The following is a 16,371-nucleotide window of genomic DNA, read 5'->3' as shown; positions in this document are numbered from 1 at the left end:
GCCGCAAGGTGCTGCACGACAGGGAGCCCGACATGACCGACCGACCCAGCGCCGCCGACCTCGGACGCGCCATTGCCTCCGGCGAGACCGATCCGGTCCGGCTGACGCGCGACATGCTCGACGCGATCGAGGCGCATCCGCTGAAGGACCGCATCTTTGCCCGCACGACCCCGGAGCGCGCCATGGCCGAAGCCGAGGCCGCGGCGGAGCGGGCGCGGCTGAAGCTGCGGCGGCATCCGCTGGACGGGGTGCCGATCAGCTGGAAGGACCTCTACGACACGGCAGGCGTCGCGACGGAGGCGGGTTCGGCGCTGCTGAAGGGCCGGGTGCCCGCGCAGGACGCGGAGGTGTTGCGCACAGCGACGCTGAACGGGCTGGTCTGCCTCGGCAAGACGCACATGTCGGAACTGGCGTTCTCTGGCCTTGGGCTGAACCCGTCGACCGCGACCTCGCCCTGCGTGAACGATCCAGATGCGGTGGCGGGGGGCTCGTCCTCCGGGGCGGCGGCGTCGGTGGCCTTTGGTCTGGCGGCGGCGGGCATCGGGTCGGACACCGGCGGCAGCGTCCGGCTGCCCGCCTGCTGGAACGACCTCGTGGGGCTGAAGACCACCACGGGGCGGCTCTCGCTGAAGGGCGTGGTGCCGCTGATCGTCAGCTTCGACACGGTGGGGCCGCTTTGCCGGACGGTGGAGGATGCGGCGCTGGTACTGTCGGCGCTGGAGGGCAGCCCGGCGCCGGACCTGCGCGGCGACACGTCGCTGAAGGGGCGGAGGTTCGCGGCCCTGCAGACCGTGGTGATGGACGACCTCGACGACGCGCCAGCGCGGGCCTACGCGCAGGCGCTGGACCGGATCCGGGAGGCCGGGGCCGAGATCGTGCCGCTCGACTTCCCGGAGATCGAGGGGCCGAACAAGGACAGCGCCATGCTGTACACGGTGGAGGCCTGGGCGACCTGGGGCGCGGAGATCGACGCGCGGCCCGACCTGATGTTCCAGCCGATCCGCGAGCGGTTCGAGAGCGGGAAATCGCACTCCGGCCCGGATTTCGAGGCGGCCTGGCAGCGGCTGCGGGCGGTGCGGGAGACATGGGCGCGGGCGACGGCCGGGTTCGACGGGGTGCTGATGCCCACGGCGCCAAACCTGCCGGAGAAGGCGGCGACGCTGATGGAACTGGGCGAGACCTACGTGAAGGCGAACCTCCGCACCCTGCGCAACACCCGCATCGGCAACCTGCTGGGCGGTGCCATCGTCACCTTGCCCGCCGGTCTGCCGAGCTGCGGCATCTCCGTCATGGCGCCGCCGATGGCGGAACACCGGGTGCTGCGGCTGGCGAAAGGCGTGGAGACGGCGCTGGCGGGCTGAAGCGCCCCGGGACCTGCGGAGAATCGTGACTTGGGCAGGGGCCCGGCTTTGACGGCCGGGCCCTTTTCGATGCGGTTCAGGAGGGCGCGCCGGTGTCAACCGCCGGTGGCCAGAAAGGCGATCATCGTTCGGGCCGCCCGGCGCAACCGGGCGGGGCGGCACGTGGCGGGTGGGCCGGTCAGGGGGCCCGGATGCGCGCCATCCACGGCGCAGGGACGCAAATGGCGCGGTCCTGTCGTCGGGGCGCGGGGCTGAACCGTGACCGCGCGGGCGAAGTCATTGAGCACCATTGCGACTTTCGCGCCACATCGCCCCGGAGGTGCCCCAAGATTCTGGACAGACCGGGGGCAATAAACGTATCCTTCGTGCAACGCGGGGCGGAAAACGACCCCGACGCCCGAATGGGCATACCGAGGCAGTACAGAGCAGACCAGATGTTCCCCGAGCGGTTCTCGAACCTACCGGCCTATGCGTTCCCGCGTCTGCGGGCACTTCTCGACTCGACAGAGCCGGGCGGACCGGTGCGCCATATGTCCATCGGTGAGCCGAAGCATCCCTATCCGCTGTGGATCTCGGACACGCTTGTCGCGCATGCCCATGAATTCGCCAAGTATCCGCCGAACGAGGGCACGCCCGAGCTGCGCGGCGCGATCCGCGACTGGCTCTATCGCCGCTACGACGTGATGATGGATCCCGACACGCAGATCATGGCGCTGAACGGGTCGCGCGAGGGGCTCTACAACGCGGGCATGTCGCTGATCCCCGAACAGAAGAACGGAAAGCGGCCGGTCGTGCTGATGCCCAACCCGTTCTACCAAGTCTACATGATCTCGGCGATTTCGGTCGGGGCGGAGCCGCGTTTCGTGCCCGCTACGGCAGAGACGGGTCACCTGCCGGACTTCGCCTCTGTCGGGGCGGATGTGCTGGACCGCACGGCGGCCGTCTACATCTGTTCGCCCGCCAACCCGCAGGGGGTGATGGCGGACGAGGGGTACTGGCGCGATCTGATCGGACTGGCGGAGAAGCACGACTTCGTCATCCTCGCCGACGAATGCTATGCCGAGATCTACCGCGACACGCCGCCGAAGGGCGCGCTGGAGGTGGCGAAGAAGATGGGCGCCGACCCGGAGCGCGTGGTTTCCTTCCATTCGCTGTCGAAGCGGTCGAACCTGCCGGGGCTGCGGTCGGGCTTTGTCGCGGGCGGGCCGGACAGCATCGCGCGGATGAAGCAGTTGCGCGCCTATTCCGGCGCGCCGTTGCCGCTGCCGATCCAGCGCGTGTCCGAAAAGCTCTGGTCCGAGGAGACCCACGTAACCGAGAACCGCGCGCTCTACGTCGAGAAGTACGAACTGGCGGACCGCCTGCTGGGCCATGTGCCCGGCTACATGAGCCCGGTCGCCGGCATGTTCCTGTGGCTGCCGGTCGAGGACGGCGAGGCCGCGACGCTGGAGCTGTGGCAGAAGACCGGCGTGCGGGTGCTGCCGGGCGCGTACCTGTCGAAGGACACCGCCGCGGGCAATCCGGGCATGGCATATATCCGCGTGGCCATCGTGGCACCGCGGGACGAAACGGAAGAAGGGCTGACCCTCATCAGGGACACGCTTTACGGATAAGAAAAGACCGGCGCATCCGCCGGGGCACCGGCGCGCGACGGCGCCGAAGGTCCCGGAAGAGGGCGCAAGGACAAGAAAAGAGGCGAACACGACATGGCATCTTACCAGGCTCACAACTCAGGCCGCCGCCGCGATCCGCTGCTGGATTCCAACACCGCTCTGGTGCTGGAAAAGCGCGGGCGCGAACTGGTGGGCGTGGTTATGGTGATCGTGGGCTTTGCCGTCGCGCTGATGATCGCCTCCTACTCGCCGGACGATCCGTCCTGGCTGTCGGCCACGGACGCGCCGGTGCAGAACTGGCTGGGCCGGCTGGGCGCCTACATCGCCGCGCCCCTGTTCATGATCCTCGGGCTGGGCACATGGGCGCTGTCCTTCGCCTTTGCCGTCTGGGGCGTGCGCATGGTGGCGCACAAGGCCGAGGGGCGGTCGTTCCTCTGCGTGATCCTCGCACCGGTCTGGATGATGCTGTGCTCGGTCTATGCCTCGGGGCTGCCGCAGGGCGGCGACTGGACGCATCACTTTGGTCATGGCGGTCTGTTCGGCGACATGGTCATGGGCTCGATACTGACCGGTCTGCCGCTGTCGCCCGCGCTGGGGCTGAAGCTGACCATGCTGGTGCTGGGCCTCGGGATCATCGGGCTCGGCGCCTTCGTTCTGGGCTTCACCCGCGAGGAGCTGGTGCGCATCGGCCGCTTCATGATGATCGGCGTGGTGATGACCTACGCCTTCCTCGTCCGGCTGACGGGCCGTGGCGCGCAGCAGGCCGTGGGCGCCGCCCGTGTCATGCAGGAGCGCAACGCCGAACGCCGTGCCTCCCGGGCTGCCGCTGCAGAGGCCGAGGCGATCTCTCACGAAGGCATCCCCACCGCGCCGCGCGTGAAGCGCGCCGTGCCGCCGGTCAACACGCTCGAGGTGACCGAGGACGACGTCGACTTCGACGATCCGGCCTTTGCGCCGCCGCCGGAGAAGACCGGGTTCCTGAAGCGCATGCCCTCGCTGATCCGGCGTGACCCGGCGCCGATGCCGCAGCCGGAACTGGTGGAGAACCTGATGGATCACGACGTGGACGCCCCCGGCGAGGACCGCATCCGGGCCAAGATCGCCTCGGCCGTGAATGCCCGCCGTCCCGTCCTGCCGACGCTCAGCGCCAAGCGGCCGGACCCGACGAAGCCGCTGACGAAGGGGCGGGGTCACGGGCCGCAGCCGCTTCTGATTTCGCAGCGCACGCAAGCCGCGGGTCTGCCGCCGGAGCCGCCGATGACCGCCGGTCAAGCCGCGCTGCCGCCGGAACCGCCGCTGACCGCGTCGCGCACCGTGAGCGCCGGGGCGATGGCCGGGGCCGCCGGCCTGCCGCCGCTGCATGCCACGCCGCGCGGAAGCGTGCCGCAGGCGCCCGGTGCGTCGCGCCCGATGAGCGCGCCCGTGGCAGAGGATGCGACGCTGCCGCCGCAGCCCGCCATGGCGGCCACGCCGCGCGTGGCCGAGCCGCACCGCACGCCGCCCGCCGACGCCTACACCGAGCTGTCGGACTTCGACGACTACGGCGACAGATACGACGACGGCTATGACGACGGTTACGATGACGACGATGTGGTGAGCCGCTTCGACGAGGACGACGACGACCACCGCACGCTGCCGCCCGCGCCGCCGATGCCCGCGCCGCCGGTCCATCGCGCCGCGCCGATGCAGGACACGAAGAAGGTGGTGCAGCAGCCGGTCCGCAAGCCGGTGCAACTGTCGACCCGCGCCAAGCTGGAAGCCCAGCCGAGCCTTAAGTTCGAGGACAATGCGCCCGAGTTCGAGCTGCCGCCGCTGTCGCTCCTGATGTCGCCCGAGCGGATCGAACGGCATCACCTGTCGGACGAAGCGCTTGAAGAGAACGCCCGGATGCTGGAATCCGTGCTGGACGACTACGGCGTGAAGGGGGAGATCGTCTCGGTCCGTCCCGGCCCCGTGGTCACCATGTACGAGCTGGAACCGGCGCCGGGCCTGAAGGCCAGCCGCGTGATCGGCCTGGCTGACGACATCGCGCGCAGCATGTCCGCCCTCTCGGCGCGTGTCTCCACCGTGCCGGGCCGCTCGGTCATCGGTATCGAACTGCCGAACGACAAGCGCGAGATGGTCTGCTTCCGCGAGATCCTCGCCGGCCGCGAATACGGCGACGGCAACCACAAGCTGCCGCTGGCACTGGGCAAGGACATCGGCGGCGACCCGATGGTCGCGAACCTCGCCAAGATGCCCCACCTGCTGATCGCGGGTACGACGGGTTCGGGCAAGTCGGTGGCGATCAACACCATGATCCTGTCGCTGCTTTACAAGCTGACGCCGGAGGACCTGCGGCTGGTGATGATCGACCCGAAGATGCTGGAACTCAGCGTCTACGACGGCATCCCGCACCTGCTGTCGCCGGTGGTGACCGATCCGAAGAAGGCCGTGGTGGCGCTGAAGTGGGTCGTGGGCGAGATGGAAGACCGTTACCGCAAGATGTCCAAGATGGGCGTGCGGAACATCGACGGCTACAACTCGCGCGTGGCGGATGCCCTGTCGAAGGGCGAGATGTTCTCGCGCACGGTGCAGACCGGATTCGACGACGAGACGGGCGAACCGGTGTTCGAGACCGACGAGTTCGAGCCGAAGAAGATGCCCTACATCGTCGTCATCGTCGACGAGATGGCCGACCTGATGATGGTCGCGGGCAAGGAGATCGAAGCCTGCATCCAGCGCCTTGCGCAGATGGCGCGGGCCTCGGGCATCCACCTGATCATGGCGACGCAGCGTCCGTCGGTCGACGTCATCACCGGCACGATCAAGGCGAACTTCCCGACCCGGATCTCCTTCCAGGTGACGTCGAAGATCGACAGCCGCACCATCCTGGGCGAGATGGGGGCCGAGCAGCTCCTCGGTATGGGCGACATGCTTTACATGGCGGGCGGGGCGAAGATCACCCGCTGCCACGGGCCGTTCGTCAGCGACGAAGAGGTCGAGGAGATCGTCAACCACCTCAAGGCCTATGGCCCGCCGGAATACGTGGGCGGCGTGGTGGAAGGCCCGGACGAGGAGAAGGCCGACAATATCGACGCGGTGCTGGGCCTGAACACGGGTGGCAACACCGGCGGCGAGGATGCGCTGTACGACCAGGCGGTGGCGATTGTCATCAAGGACCGCAAGTGTTCGACCTCCTACATCCAGCGCAAGCTGGGCATCGGCTACAACAAGGCGGCGCGCCTCGTGGAGCAGATGGAGGACGAGGGCGTCGTGTCCGCCGCCAACCATGTCGGCAAGCGGGAGATCCTCGTGCCCGAACAGGCCTGAGCGGCAGCCATTGTTGAATTTTCGAGGGGCGGGGAAGCGTGGCTTTCCCGCCTTTTCCGTGCCCGGGTTCGTTGGATCGGCGGAAACGGAACCGCGAATGATCGGGATCGGTCGTGGCGCGGCGGACAGGCGGCTTTTCTAGCGCTCGAAGCACACCACGGTCATGACGTAGTCCACGTGGTCGGTGTCCCCCCAGAGCGGCAGGGAGAGGCCCTCCAGCTTGCGGAAGCCGAGCACGCCCTTCGACCCCGAGGCATCGAAGAACTGCGCCTTTCCAAGGGTCGCGGCGTCGTGCGCCGCATTGAATGTGGGGCTGCCGGGCCGGCTGTGCCGACGTTCCGAGAAGAGGGCGCCTTCTTCCTTGTCGAGGGCCAGCTGGCGCAGGTTGGGGCAGACGTAGATCAGCCGGAAGTCCACCGGCGCCGTGTCGTCCCCGTCGCCGACGACCTCTGCCACGCTGGCCGCCAGCTCCGGGGTGGCGATATCGACGATCTGCATCTCGTCGAAGCGCGGCGGGTGGGACACATCATGCCGCCAGGAGGACCAAACCAGAAGGGCACGACGCAAGGCCGGGCTCATCCGGGTCAGATACGGGGCGGCGTTATCCAAGGTTCACCTGTGCGAGCGATATCCTGCGTATCCAGAGGTCGTATTCGGTCGAGTGCTTACCCACGCCTATGGTACCGTGCCGCATGCCCTCTGCTAAGACGTTTTTTCGACGAAGTTTGCCGGGATTCGGCGCCGGGGCGGGATACTTCTCATCGCCACGATGCCTTGATCGGTGGAACTTCGCCGATGATATGTGGTTTCACCTGCGCGGCTATCGCATATCAGGCGACGAACCGACACATGGAAGGCGACAAGAGCAGGAGACTCCGCATGATCCGCACCCTACTGGCCGCAGTGGCCGCCGTATTCCTGGCAGCCTCGGCACAGGCGCAGCAACTGTCGCTGAACGAGATTTCGCGCTATCTGAACACGCTTCAGACCGTCAAGAGCCCGTTCACCCAGATCAACTCGGACGGCACGATCTCCACCGGGACGATCTCGATCAAGCGGCCGGGCAAGGCCCGCTTCGACTACAACCCGCCGGAGCGCGGGCTGGTGCTGGTGTCGTCCGGGTCGGTCTACATCCTTGACCGCAAGCTGGGTGGCATGCCCGAGACCTACCCGCTCGAGCAGACGCCGCTGTCAATCATCCTCGCCCGCAACGTGAACCTCGGACAGGCGGGCATGGTGACCGGCCACAGCTTCGACGGGACGGCCACTGTAGTGACGGCGCAGGACCCGCGCCGCCCGGAGTACGGCAACATCCAGCTGAAGTTCACCGCCAACCCGACGGAGCTCCGGCAGTGGATCATCACCGATGGCGACGGGGTCAAGACGACAGTCGTGCTGGGCGGTCTGCAGAAGACCTCCATCCCCACAAGCGCGTTCCTCATCGATTCCGAGCTGAACCGTTGACCGGGCCGGTCGCGTGAACCGGCGCACCCTCTTCCGTTCTGCCGCGGCGCTTCTGGGCGTGTCTGCGGCAGGCGGGACGGTGGCGGCGCGCAACGGACGCAACCGCTATTACGACGGCCCCGTCAGCGATCACTTTGACGGGGTCCGTTTCTTCAACCCCGAAGGGCAGGTGCCGAAGGGGTTCCGCGACCTGATGCGCTGGCGCTTCGGGCCGAAGCCCGCGGAATGGCCGGACGAGGTGGCGCTGTCGGGCAGCACGAGGCCTGCCGAACGGGTGCAGGACATGACCGTGACCATGGTCGGCCACGCGACGCTGCTGATCCAGACTGCCGGGCTCAACATCCTGACCGATCCATTCTGGTCCGGGCGCGCCTCGCCCATGACCTTCGCCGGGCCGAAGCGTGTTGTGGCCCCCGGCGTCGCCTTTGCCGACCTGCCGCCCATCGACGTGGTGCTGTTGTCGCACAACCACTACGACCACCTCGACATCGCCACCCTGCGCCGCCTGAAGGCCGCGCACGATCCGCTTGTCATCACGCCGCTTGGCAACGACGCGCTGGTGGCGCCGACCGGCCTGCGCTGTCAGACGGTGGACTGGGGGCATTCGGTGGAGGCGGGTCCGCTGACGGTCCATTGCACGCCCTGTCACCACTGGTCGGCGCGGGGCGTGGGGGATCGGTCCATGGCGCTTTGGGGTGGGTTCGTCGTCACCGGGCCGGCGGGCACGATCCTGCACATCGGGGACACGGGTTTCGACGGTGGGCGGCCCTATCGCGGGCTCGACCGCTTCGGGCCGCTCAGGCTGGCGATCCTGCCGATCGGTGCCTACGAGCCGCGCTGGTTCATGCGCGACCAGCACCAGAACCCGGACGAGGCGGTGCAGGGGCTGCTGCTGTCAGGGGCGGCCTATGCCATCGGCCACCACTGGGGCACGATCCAGCTGACCGACGAGGCACGCACGGCCCCGCTGACCGCCTTGCAGGAGGCGCTGGAGCGTCATGCGGTGGCGCCCGACCGCTTCCGCGCGCAGGCGCCGGGGGACACGTGGGACGTGCCCCCGATCACGACCTGACGGACTAGCGTGCGTGGCGGCAGCCGCGCAGCTGGCCTTGGTACATGATGGCCCGGTCGCCCACCGAGGACGAGACGCGCATCAGCCACGCCTTGCTGTTGTAAGACCCGCGGCGATAGCCGGAGCGGCCCTCGTGGTAGGCGAGGTACTGCCGGCGTGCGTCCCAGAGCGGGATGCCAAGCTGTTCCTCGGTCTGCTTCATGTACCAGCCCATGAAGTCCGTGGCGTCGCGGATGTCGTCGCGCCGCGCGTTGCGGCGTGCGCCGTCGGCCAGGTATTCGTCCCAGGTGCCGTCCAGCGCCTGCGAATAGCCGAACGCCGAGCTCTGCCGCCCCATGGGAATCACGCCCAGCGTGAACCGCAGCGGCGTGCGCGCGTCGGAGTCGAACTTGCTCTCCTGGTGGATGACAGCCATCTGGACGTGCACCGGCACGCCCCAGCGGCGTTCGGTGGCCCGGAAGGCGCGGTAATAAGTCGGGCGCTGCTGGAGAATCGCACAGGCATCGTCCAATTGGTTCGGGGACGTGCCGCTTCCGCCGCCGCCTCCACAGGAAGCCGCCAACAGAATGATTACCAGCGCGCGAAGGGTTCTGCTCATCTGCCTCTCGCGTCGTTCGTTATTTTTGTTGTAGGGATTTTAACCCATTGCGGCCCGCTTTGAAATCACATTTCCTTTTGGGTGAGTCGCGGGGGTTGCATGATCAATCCGCAGGCGCTCGCCGCATTGGACACTGTTGGATGCGTCTCCACAGAGTGTTTCCGGCGGATTCATGGCAATTGTTGGACAAATCCCGCCCCGGAACGGTAAGAGTGGGGGAAAGCAAGGTGGAGCACATGCTGAGACAGCGCGCGAAATATCACCTGGGACAAGTCGTCCGGCACAGGAAACACCCGTTCCGCGGTGTGGTCTTCGATGTCGACCCGGAGTTCAACAACACCGAGGAATGGTACGAATCGATCCCGGAAGAGAGCAGGCCTGCGAAGAAGCAGCCGTTCTATCATCTGCTGGCGGAAAACGATCAGAGCTTCTACGTGGCCTACGTGTCCGAACAGAACCTGGTCGCCGATTACTCGGGCGAGCCGGTGGATCATCCAGACATCCCGGACCTGTTCGGGGCGTTCACCGATGGCAGCTACGAGCTGCACTTTGCGCTGAACTGACCGGCGCGCTTATGCGGTGAAAGGAAAAGGCGGCCCGATGAGGCCGCCTTTTCCTTTGCTCATATCTCCGACTTCACGAGGTCGAGGAAACGGTCGACGGCCTCTTCGGACAGGTTCCAGTCGCAGACCAGCCGGCCGCGCACGGACGCGTCCGGGCCGTCGTCGGGCTCGGGCATGTGGTAGTAGACCGCGCCCTTCGCCAATAGCGCCTCGTGCTGCCGCAGCGGCAGGCGGAAGTAGATCATGTTGGCCGGCGTCTCGGTGGTGATCTCCACCCCCAGCGCGCTCAGCCCCTCCACCAGTCTGGCGCAGGTGGCGTTGGCTTTCTTCGCGAGGTCGAGCCACAGCCCGTCGGCCACGTAGGCGTTCATCTGCGCGGCGAGGTAGCGGTGCTTCGACAGCAGGTGGCCGGAGCGCATCCGCCGGAAGGGCAGGCCGCGCGCCTTTTCCGGGTCGAAGAAGATCACCGCCTCGACCGCCATGCAGCCGTTCTTCGTGCCGCCGAAGACAACGGCGTCGGCGCCGATCTTCCAGCTCATCTCGGCCGGGGTGCAGCCCAGCCTGGCCACGGCATTGGCAAAGCGGGCACCGTCGAGGTGCACCGCCAGTCCGCGCCCTTTCGCGAGGTCGAAGAGCGCCTTCAGTTCGTCCAGCGTGTAGGTGTTGCCGCGCTCGGTGGTGTTGGTCACCGAGAGTGCGCCGCCGAAGGGCTGGTGCACGTCGCCGGTGTCCCAGAAGGCCCATGCCTTTTTCAGCGCGTCCGGCGTCAGGCGGTCGCCCGGCACCGCGGCGACCAGCTTTGCCCCGCCGGTATAGAACTCCGGCGCGTTGCATTCGTCGACGTGGATATGGGCGAGGCCGGAGCAATAGACGGCCTGCCAGGGCTGGACCAGCGTGCCCAGCACCAGCGCGTTCGCCGCCGTGCCGCCGGGCATCAGGAAGACCTCGGCGTCCGGGGCCTCGAACAAGTCGCGCAGGGCGGCCTTGGCGGCCTCCGTCTCCGGATCGTTGCCGTAGCCGTGCTGGTAGCCGGTGTTCACGCGCGCCAGCGCCTCCATCACCTTCGGATGGACGGGACCTGCGTTGTCGGATGCAAAATTCATGTGCCCTCTCCGGTCATGTGGGCTCCTCGATGATGTGGTCTTCCCAGTCGTCCTCGCCGACCTCGAACTCCGGCACTGTCGCGCCCTGCATGCTGACGCCCGCCTTGTGCACGCTGTCGGGCGATCCGGTCAGCAGGGGGTGCCAGTCGGGCAGGGAGTTGCCGTTGTTGAGCAGCTTGTAGGCGCAGGTCTCCGGCATCCAGTAGAGATTGTGATGCAGGTTGGCCGGCGACAGGACGATGCACTCCGGCACGAACTGGTGGCGGATGGGGTATTGCGAACAGCGGCAGGTCGAATCGTCGAACAAGCGGCAGGCGACGCGGGTCAGGGCGACCTCGCCGGTGTCCTCGTCCTCCAGCTTGTTCATGCAGCACTTGCCGCAGCCGTCGCAGAGCGCCTCCCACTCGTCCTTGGACATGTCCTTGAGGCGCTTCTTCTCCCAGAAACGCGGGGCCAGGCCTGGACGGGCGATGGGCTCTGTCACAGCGCCTCCAGTATGCCGCGTGCCGTCACGCAATCGGCGTCCATCTGGGTGATGAGCGCGTCGGGCCCGTCGAACTTCAATTCCGGGCGGAGGTATTCGACCAGCGCGACCGACAGCGTGGCGCCGTAGAGATCGCCGGTGAAGTCGAAGAGGAAGGTCTCGATGTTGGGCACCTCGCCGTCGAACATCGGGCGCACGCCCACGGAGGCCGCGCCGTGATAGCTGCCCCGGTGCGGCCCGTCGCGCACGTCGACCAGCACCGCGTAGACGCCGAACTTCGGCGGATGCAGCCCTTCGATCGACATGTTGGCGGTGGGGTAACCCAGTTCCCGGCCGCGCTGTTCGCCGCCGATCACCTCGCCCTCGATCCGGTGCCAGTGACCAAGGAGCTTCGCCGCGTCGCGGGGGCGCCCCTCGGACAGCGCGTCGCGGATCGCGGAGGAAGAGACGACCAGCCCGTCGGTCTCCATCAGTTCGGCGACCGTCACGCCGAAGCCCATCTCTTCGCCGAAGGCCTTGAGGTCCGCCACGGTGCCCGCACGGCCCTTGCCAAAGCAGAAGTCGGCACCCACCACCACGTTGACGAGGCCGAGACCCTTGCAGATCACCCGCTCGGCGAATTCGCGCGGCGAGAGCGAGGCCATCGCCGTGTTGAAGTTCAGCTGGTAGAGCACGTCGACGCCCAGCTTTTCCAGTCGGGCGGTGCGGGCCTCGGCGCTCATCAGCCGGAAGCTGGGCGCGTCGGGCGCGAAGAACTCCCTCGGGTGCGGCTCGAAGGTGAGCACGCCGAGGGGGGCCGTGGGCACCGCCTGCAGGGCGAGGCCGATCACCGCCTGATGGCCGAGGTGAACGCCGTCGAAGTTGCCGATGGCGACGCTTGCGCCCCGGTCCCCGGGCCTCGTGTACTGGTAGTCTCTGACGATCCGCATGCCTGCGGCTTAGAGCATTTCCGGCGGAAGGTGAAACCGGTTTTGGCATCGTGCCCGTCTGGCGTGACCCGCGGGGGAGGCACGGCCACACACGGTCACCCTCAGAGGCATTTTGGGCAGGATGAAGGCGTCTGTGGGTCTCAGGCGGGATGGGCCTGTGCGATGGCCGCGGCGATGCGGGCAATGCCCTCGTCGATGCGGTCAGAGGGGATGGAGCTGTAGCCAAGGCGGTAGAAGTGGTGCGGCACGTCCGGGCCGGTGAAGAACGGGGCGCCGGGTTCGATGAGCACGCTTTCGCGGCGGAGGGCCAGGCCCAGATCGCGGGTGTCGATGCCGTCGGGGGCGCGCATCCAGAGGCTGGAGCCACCGTGTGCGCCCTTGCCGGCCACGAGGAGCCCGTGGTCGGCAACGGCGCGTTCCATCACCTCGCGCCGTGCGGCCAGCGCGCGTCCGATGCGGCGGACGAGGGCGTCGTAGTGGCCGAGGCGGAGGAACTGCGCGGCGGTGCGCTGGATGTGGCCGGGCGGATGACGCAGGACCGAGGCGCGGAGCGCGCGGGCCTCGCGGATGAAGGGGGCGGCTCCCACGAGATAGCCGAGCCGCAGGCCGGGGAAGAGAGATTTGGAGAAGCTGCCGACGTAGATCACCCGACCGTCTTCGTCGAGGCTTTTCAGGGCGGGAGAGGGCGCGTCGAGATAGGCCATCTCGAACTCGTAATCGTCCTCCACGATGACGGCGTCGAGCTCGGCGGCGCGGGTCAGGAGCGCCTCGCGCCGGGCGCGGGGTAGGGTGGCGGAGGTGGGGCACTGGTGGCTGGGCGTGGTGAAGATCACCCGCGTGCCATCAGGGACGAGGTCCGGCGGCAGGCCCTCGTCGTCGACCGGGACGGCGTGCACCTCGCTGTCGGCCTGGGCCAGCAGTTGTTGCAGCGCGGGATAGCCCGGCGTCTCCACCGCTACGCGCTGGCGCACGGCCAAAAGGTGCGTCGCGAGCCAGAGTGCGTTCTGCGCGCCCAGCGTGATCAGGATCTCCTCGGGGCGGGCGTGGATACCGCGGCGGGGCAACGTGTGGTGGGCGATGAAGCGCACCAGCTCCAGGTCGTCGGCGTCGAACTGGTCCTGGGTGAGGGCGTCGAAGTTCTTGGCCCCCAGCGCCTGCATCGCGCAGAGCCGCCAGTTGGCATGGTCGAAAAGCGTGGGATCGGTCTGGCCGTAGATGAACGGGTAGCGGTAGCGCGCCCAGTCGGGCGGGCGCTCCATGTCGAAGGCGGGTCCACCGGCGTAGCGGCGCGGCAGGGCGGCGTCCCAGTTCACCCGGTCGGTGCGGGCGGCGACGGGGCGGAAGTCCGGCGGCTCGGGCGCGTTATCGCTGACGTAATAGCCCGACCGCCCGCGCGCCGTCAGGTAGTCGTTGGCCAGCAGTTCCGTGTAGGCCAGCGTCACGGTGATCCGGCTGATGCCGAGATGCCGGGCGAGGGCGCGGGTGGAGGGCAGTTTCTCTCCGCGCCGGAAGCGGCCGGAGAGAATGCCCTCTGCCACCAGTTGCTGGATGCGCGCCTGAAGGGTGCCCTGCGCCCGAGGGGCGAGGTGGAAGGTCTCGACCGGGATTGCCATGGGGCGACGCTAGACTGGACTTATCAGGCGCGCAATCTGGTCTGATCGGCGTTCAGGTCTTTTCGCGCTCGCCGAAGATGGCCGACCCCACGCGGACATGGGTGGCGCCAAGGGCGATGGCCTCTTCGAAGTCGGCACTCATGCCCATCGACAGGCCGGTCAGCCCGTTGCGCTCGGCGATCTTCTTCAGCAGCGCGAAGTGCAGGGAGGGCGTCTCCTCCACCGGCGGGATGCACATCAGGCCCGCGACCGGCAGGTCCAGCTTGCGGCATTCGGCGACGAAGGCGTCGGCCTCCTTCGGCAGCACGCCGGCCTTCTGGTCTTCCTCGCCGGTGTTGACCTGCACGAAGAGGTCCGGGCAATGGCCCATCTCCTGTGCCAGGCGGGCCAGCGCGCTGGCGAGTTTCGGACGGTCGACGGAGTGGATCGCCTCGAACAGCTCCATCGCCTGCCGGGCCTTGTTGGACTGGAGCGGGCCGATCAGGTGAACCTCGACCCCGTCAAAGCGTTCGCGGAAGTCGGGCCACTTGCCCGCCGCCTCCTGCACGCGGTTTTCGCCGAAGAGGCGGTGACCCTCTTCCAGCACGGCCTCCACCCGTTCGAGCGGCTGCACCTTGCTGACCGCGATCAGCCTTACCTCGGAAGGGTCGCGGTCGGCGGCCTTGCAGGCGGCCTCGACGCGGGTGCGGATGTCGTTCAGTCCCATGGTTCGTCTCCCCAGGCGTCCAGGAATGGCGCCAGTTCCGTCTCGTATTTCCGCCATGCCTCGCGCCGTCCGGCGTGGATCGGCTGGCGCACCTGTGCAAGGCTCAGCGTCTTCACCTTGCCCGCCTGCTTGTGGAACGTGAGGCAGGTGTCCTCCCAGTCCAGTCCCGCCGCGGCAATCAGCCTGCGCGATTCCGCCTCTGCATCGGCGACGAGGTCCTCGTAGCGGATCTCGTGGATCTGGCCGGGCAGGCGGTCGCGCCAATGGTCGACCTGCGCGCGGAACGCCCGGATCTCGGCGGCGATGGTGCCGAGGTCGTTGGCGTAGCGGTGCGTGCCCAGTCGGAAGTGGTTCTTGTAGATCGACAGCGCGATGTCACGCGGATCGCGGTGCACGACGATGATGCGTGCGCCCGGCAGACCCTTGGCGATCAGCCCGAAGATCAGTTGCGACCGGATCGACTTGTCGGTCACCACGCCGCTGACGGCGCCCGTGTCGCGCCGTACGCCGCGCCGGTAGGCCATGGCCCAGCGGTCGAGGTCGGCCGCGCCCATCTTCGACAGGGGCTTCATTTTCTCGGCGGGGCCGAACAGGCGCACCGCTTCGCGCAGGGCATGTCCCATCTCGCCGCCCGCGACGGCCTGCGAATGCGCGCCGATGATCTGTTCCACAAGGGTCGTGCCGGACCGAGGCATGCCGGTCACGAAGACCGGGCGGAGGGGCAGGGGCGCCGTGCCGGCGGGTGGAGCCAGATTGTCCTGCGCGCGGGCATAGGCTGCCCATTCCGCATCGCGCGCTGAGGCGTCGAAGGGTGCCAGCCTTGCCTGCGCGGCGTTGGCGGCGTCGAGATAGCCGAAGACGCGGTCCGTTTCGCCCGCATCCTCCGCCGCCTTGGCCAGCGCAAAGCCAAGCTGCATCCGCCCCTGGTCGTTCAGGCGCGGGTCGGTCCAGAGTTTCCGCATCGCACGAACCAGAGGATCGCCGGGTTTCAGCTTCAGCCCGGCCACCAGCATCCGGTAAAGCTCCGTCTCCTGCGGGGACTGTTTCAACAGGCGGCGCAGAATCGTCTCCGCCCCGTCGAAATCGCCGATCTGCTGGAGGTATTGCGCCTTGTCGGCCCGCGGCTTGATTACCTTCGGGTCCGCCTTGATGGCCTCGTCATAAAGCGCGCGCACGCGGTCCTCGTTGCCCAGCCGCGTGTGCGCGCGGATCGCCGCCTCGCGCACAGACGCCTCGCCGGGCAGGGCTTTCAGTACCTCGTCCAGTGCGGCGGCCGACGCGGCGGTATCGCCGATCAGGTCCAGCGCGCGGGCCATCTGGAAACGGATTTCCGGCGCGCCGCCGGAGGGCATCAGCAGGGTCTTCAGCAGCGCCAGCGCCTCTTCGGGGCGGTCGGCCCGGATCAACGCCTGGGCCTGCGCGAACTGCGCCTTGATCTGCTGCGGGGTCATGCGGGTCCTGCCGTTGTCATGGACAGGGCCGGTTCAATCAAAAACCGCCACAAAAGAAAAGAGCGGACGCAAGCGCCCGCTCTTCCCTAAGCCGAATGGCTG

Annotated in this window: 14 protein-coding genes; 6 read left to right on the top strand and 8 right to left on the bottom strand. The window is 67.9% G+C overall.

Translation table 11 applies throughout. The features are described from left to right. The first annotated feature begins 32 nt into the window (after window positions 1–32). The 3 genes from CDO87_RS06265 to CDO87_RS06255 all read left to right on the top strand — a co-directional run bounded on the left by CDO87_RS06265 (window position 33) and on the right by CDO87_RS06255 (window position 6,286). Window positions 33–1,361: an amidase gene (locus CDO87_RS06265; RefSeq protein ID WP_100927983.1), complete on the top strand. Its 1,329-nt coding sequence runs from the start codon at window positions 33–35 to the stop codon at window positions 1,359–1,361. Window positions 1,362–1,795: 434 nt separating this feature from the next. Next, the gene (locus tag CDO87_RS06260) at window positions 1,796–2,974 is read left to right on the top strand and encodes an aminotransferase class I/II-fold pyridoxal phosphate-dependent enzyme (RefSeq protein WP_100927982.1); all 1,179 of its coding nucleotides are present in this window, start codon (window positions 1,796–1,798) and stop codon (window positions 2,972–2,974) included. Between the two features lie 93 nt (window positions 2,975–3,067). Beyond that, window positions 3,068–6,286, top strand: a complete 3,219-nt coding sequence (locus CDO87_RS06255) for a DNA translocase FtsK (RefSeq protein ID WP_100927981.1) — start codon at window positions 3,068–3,070, stop codon at window positions 6,284–6,286. Window positions 6,287–6,424: 138 nt separating this feature from the next. Here CDO87_RS06255 and CDO87_RS06250 read toward each other — a convergent pair whose 3' ends face one another. Next, window positions 6,425–6,811 (bottom strand): hypothetical protein, encoded by a 387-nt coding sequence (locus tag CDO87_RS06250; RefSeq protein WP_100927980.1) that lies wholly within the window; start codon window positions 6,809–6,811, stop codon window positions 6,425–6,427. Window positions 6,812–7,165: 354 nt separating this feature from the next. Here CDO87_RS06250 and CDO87_RS06245 point away from each other — a divergent pair, with 354 nt between their 5' ends. Then, the gene (locus CDO87_RS06245; RefSeq protein WP_198521829.1) at window positions 7,166–7,750 is read left to right on the top strand and encodes an outer membrane lipoprotein carrier protein LolA; all 585 of its coding nucleotides are present in this window, start codon (window positions 7,166–7,168) and stop codon (window positions 7,748–7,750) included. Window positions 7,751–7,763: 13 nt separating this feature from the next. Then, window positions 7,764–8,822: an MBL fold metallo-hydrolase gene (locus CDO87_RS06240; RefSeq protein WP_100927978.1), complete on the top strand. Its 1,059-nt coding sequence runs from the start codon at window positions 7,764–7,766 to the stop codon at window positions 8,820–8,822. Between the two features lie 4 nt (window positions 8,823–8,826). Here CDO87_RS06240 and CDO87_RS06235 read toward each other — a convergent pair whose 3' ends face one another. Further along, on the bottom strand, window positions 8,827–9,420 hold the full coding sequence (locus tag CDO87_RS06235; RefSeq protein ID WP_100927977.1) for a transglycosylase SLT domain-containing protein: 594 nt from the start codon (window positions 9,418–9,420) through the stop codon (window positions 8,827–8,829). Between the two features lie 236 nt (window positions 9,421–9,656). Between CDO87_RS06235 and hspQ the strand changes: the two genes are divergently transcribed. Further along, window positions 9,657–9,983: a heat shock protein HspQ gene (gene hspQ, locus CDO87_RS06230; protein WP_100930856.1), complete on the top strand. Its 327-nt coding sequence runs from the start codon at window positions 9,657–9,659 to the stop codon at window positions 9,981–9,983. 59 nt (window positions 9,984–10,042) lie between these two features. Here hspQ and CDO87_RS06225 read toward each other — a convergent pair whose 3' ends face one another. The 6 genes from CDO87_RS06225 to CDO87_RS06200 form a co-directional block, all read right to left on the bottom strand. Then, window positions 10,043–11,086 (bottom strand): low specificity L-threonine aldolase, encoded by a 1,044-nt coding sequence (locus CDO87_RS06225; RefSeq protein ID WP_100927976.1) that lies wholly within the window; start codon window positions 11,084–11,086, stop codon window positions 10,043–10,045. A gap of 13 nt (window positions 11,087–11,099) precedes the next feature. After that, window positions 11,100–11,570 (bottom strand): YcgN family cysteine cluster protein, encoded by a 471-nt coding sequence (locus CDO87_RS06220; RefSeq protein ID WP_100927975.1) that lies wholly within the window; start codon window positions 11,568–11,570, stop codon window positions 11,100–11,102. After that, on the bottom strand, window positions 11,567–12,499 hold the full coding sequence (locus tag CDO87_RS06215) for a bifunctional riboflavin kinase/FAD synthetase (RefSeq protein WP_100927974.1): 933 nt from the start codon (window positions 12,497–12,499) through the stop codon (window positions 11,567–11,569). The genes CDO87_RS06220 and CDO87_RS06215 overlap by 4 nt, the downstream gene beginning before the upstream one ends. Window positions 12,500–12,639: 140 nt before the next feature. Further along, complete coding sequence (locus tag CDO87_RS06210; RefSeq protein WP_100927973.1) at window positions 12,640–14,112, bottom strand: PLP-dependent aminotransferase family protein; 1,473 nt, start codon at window positions 14,110–14,112, stop codon at window positions 12,640–12,642. A gap of 52 nt (window positions 14,113–14,164) precedes the next feature. Beyond that, window positions 14,165–14,818, bottom strand: coding sequence for a YggS family pyridoxal phosphate-dependent enzyme (locus CDO87_RS06205; protein WP_100927972.1), 654 nt, complete (start codon window positions 14,816–14,818; stop codon window positions 14,165–14,167). Next, window positions 14,809–16,269, bottom strand: a complete 1,461-nt coding sequence (locus tag CDO87_RS06200) for a sulfotransferase (RefSeq protein WP_100927971.1) — start codon at window positions 16,267–16,269, stop codon at window positions 14,809–14,811. The genes CDO87_RS06205 and CDO87_RS06200 overlap by 10 nt, the downstream gene beginning before the upstream one ends. Between the last annotated feature and the right edge of the window lie 102 nt (window positions 16,270–16,371).

The organism is Sagittula sp. P11, from assembly GCF_002814095.1.
GTDB lineage: Bacteria > Pseudomonadota > Alphaproteobacteria > Rhodobacterales > Rhodobacteraceae > Sagittula.
The sequence above is the reverse complement of the archived record's forward strand: the minus strand, read 5'-3'. Positions and strand labels throughout refer to the sequence as shown.

Excerpts from the sequence above, each read along its gene's own strand:
- CDO87_RS06235 (WP_100927977.1), bottom strand. The coding sequence starts at position 9,420 with ATGAGCAGAACCCTTCGCGCGCTGGTAATCATTCTGTTGGCGGCTTCC.
- CDO87_RS06205 (WP_100927972.1), bottom strand. The coding sequence starts at position 14,818 with ATGGGACTGAACGACATCCGCACCCGCGTCGAGGCCGCCTGCAAGGCC.
- CDO87_RS06215 (WP_100927974.1), bottom strand. The coding sequence starts at position 12,499 with ATGCGGATCGTCAGAGACTACCAGTACACGAGGCCCGGGGACCGGGGC.
- CDO87_RS06260 (WP_100927982.1), top strand. The coding sequence starts at position 1,796 with ATGTTCCCCGAGCGGTTCTCGAACCTACCGGCCTATGCGTTCCCGCGT.
- CDO87_RS06210 (WP_100927973.1), bottom strand. The coding sequence starts at position 14,112 with ATGGCAATCCCGGTCGAGACCTTCCACCTCGCCCCTCGGGCGCAGGGC.
- CDO87_RS06200 (WP_100927971.1), bottom strand. The coding sequence starts at position 16,269 with ATGACCCCGCAGCAGATCAAGGCGCAGTTCGCGCAGGCCCAGGCGTTG.
- CDO87_RS06225 (WP_100927976.1), bottom strand. The coding sequence starts at position 11,086 with ATGAATTTTGCATCCGACAACGCAGGTCCCGTCCATCCGAAGGTGATG.
- hspQ (WP_100930856.1), top strand. The coding sequence starts at position 9,657 with ATGCTGAGACAGCGCGCGAAATATCACCTGGGACAAGTCGTCCGGCAC.
- CDO87_RS06245 (WP_198521829.1), top strand. The coding sequence starts at position 7,166 with ATGATCCGCACCCTACTGGCCGCAGTGGCCGCCGTATTCCTGGCAGCC.
- CDO87_RS06265 (WP_100927983.1), top strand. The coding sequence starts at position 33 with ATGACCGACCGACCCAGCGCCGCCGACCTCGGACGCGCCATTGCCTCC.
- CDO87_RS06255 (WP_100927981.1), top strand. The coding sequence starts at position 3,068 with ATGGCATCTTACCAGGCTCACAACTCAGGCCGCCGCCGCGATCCGCTG.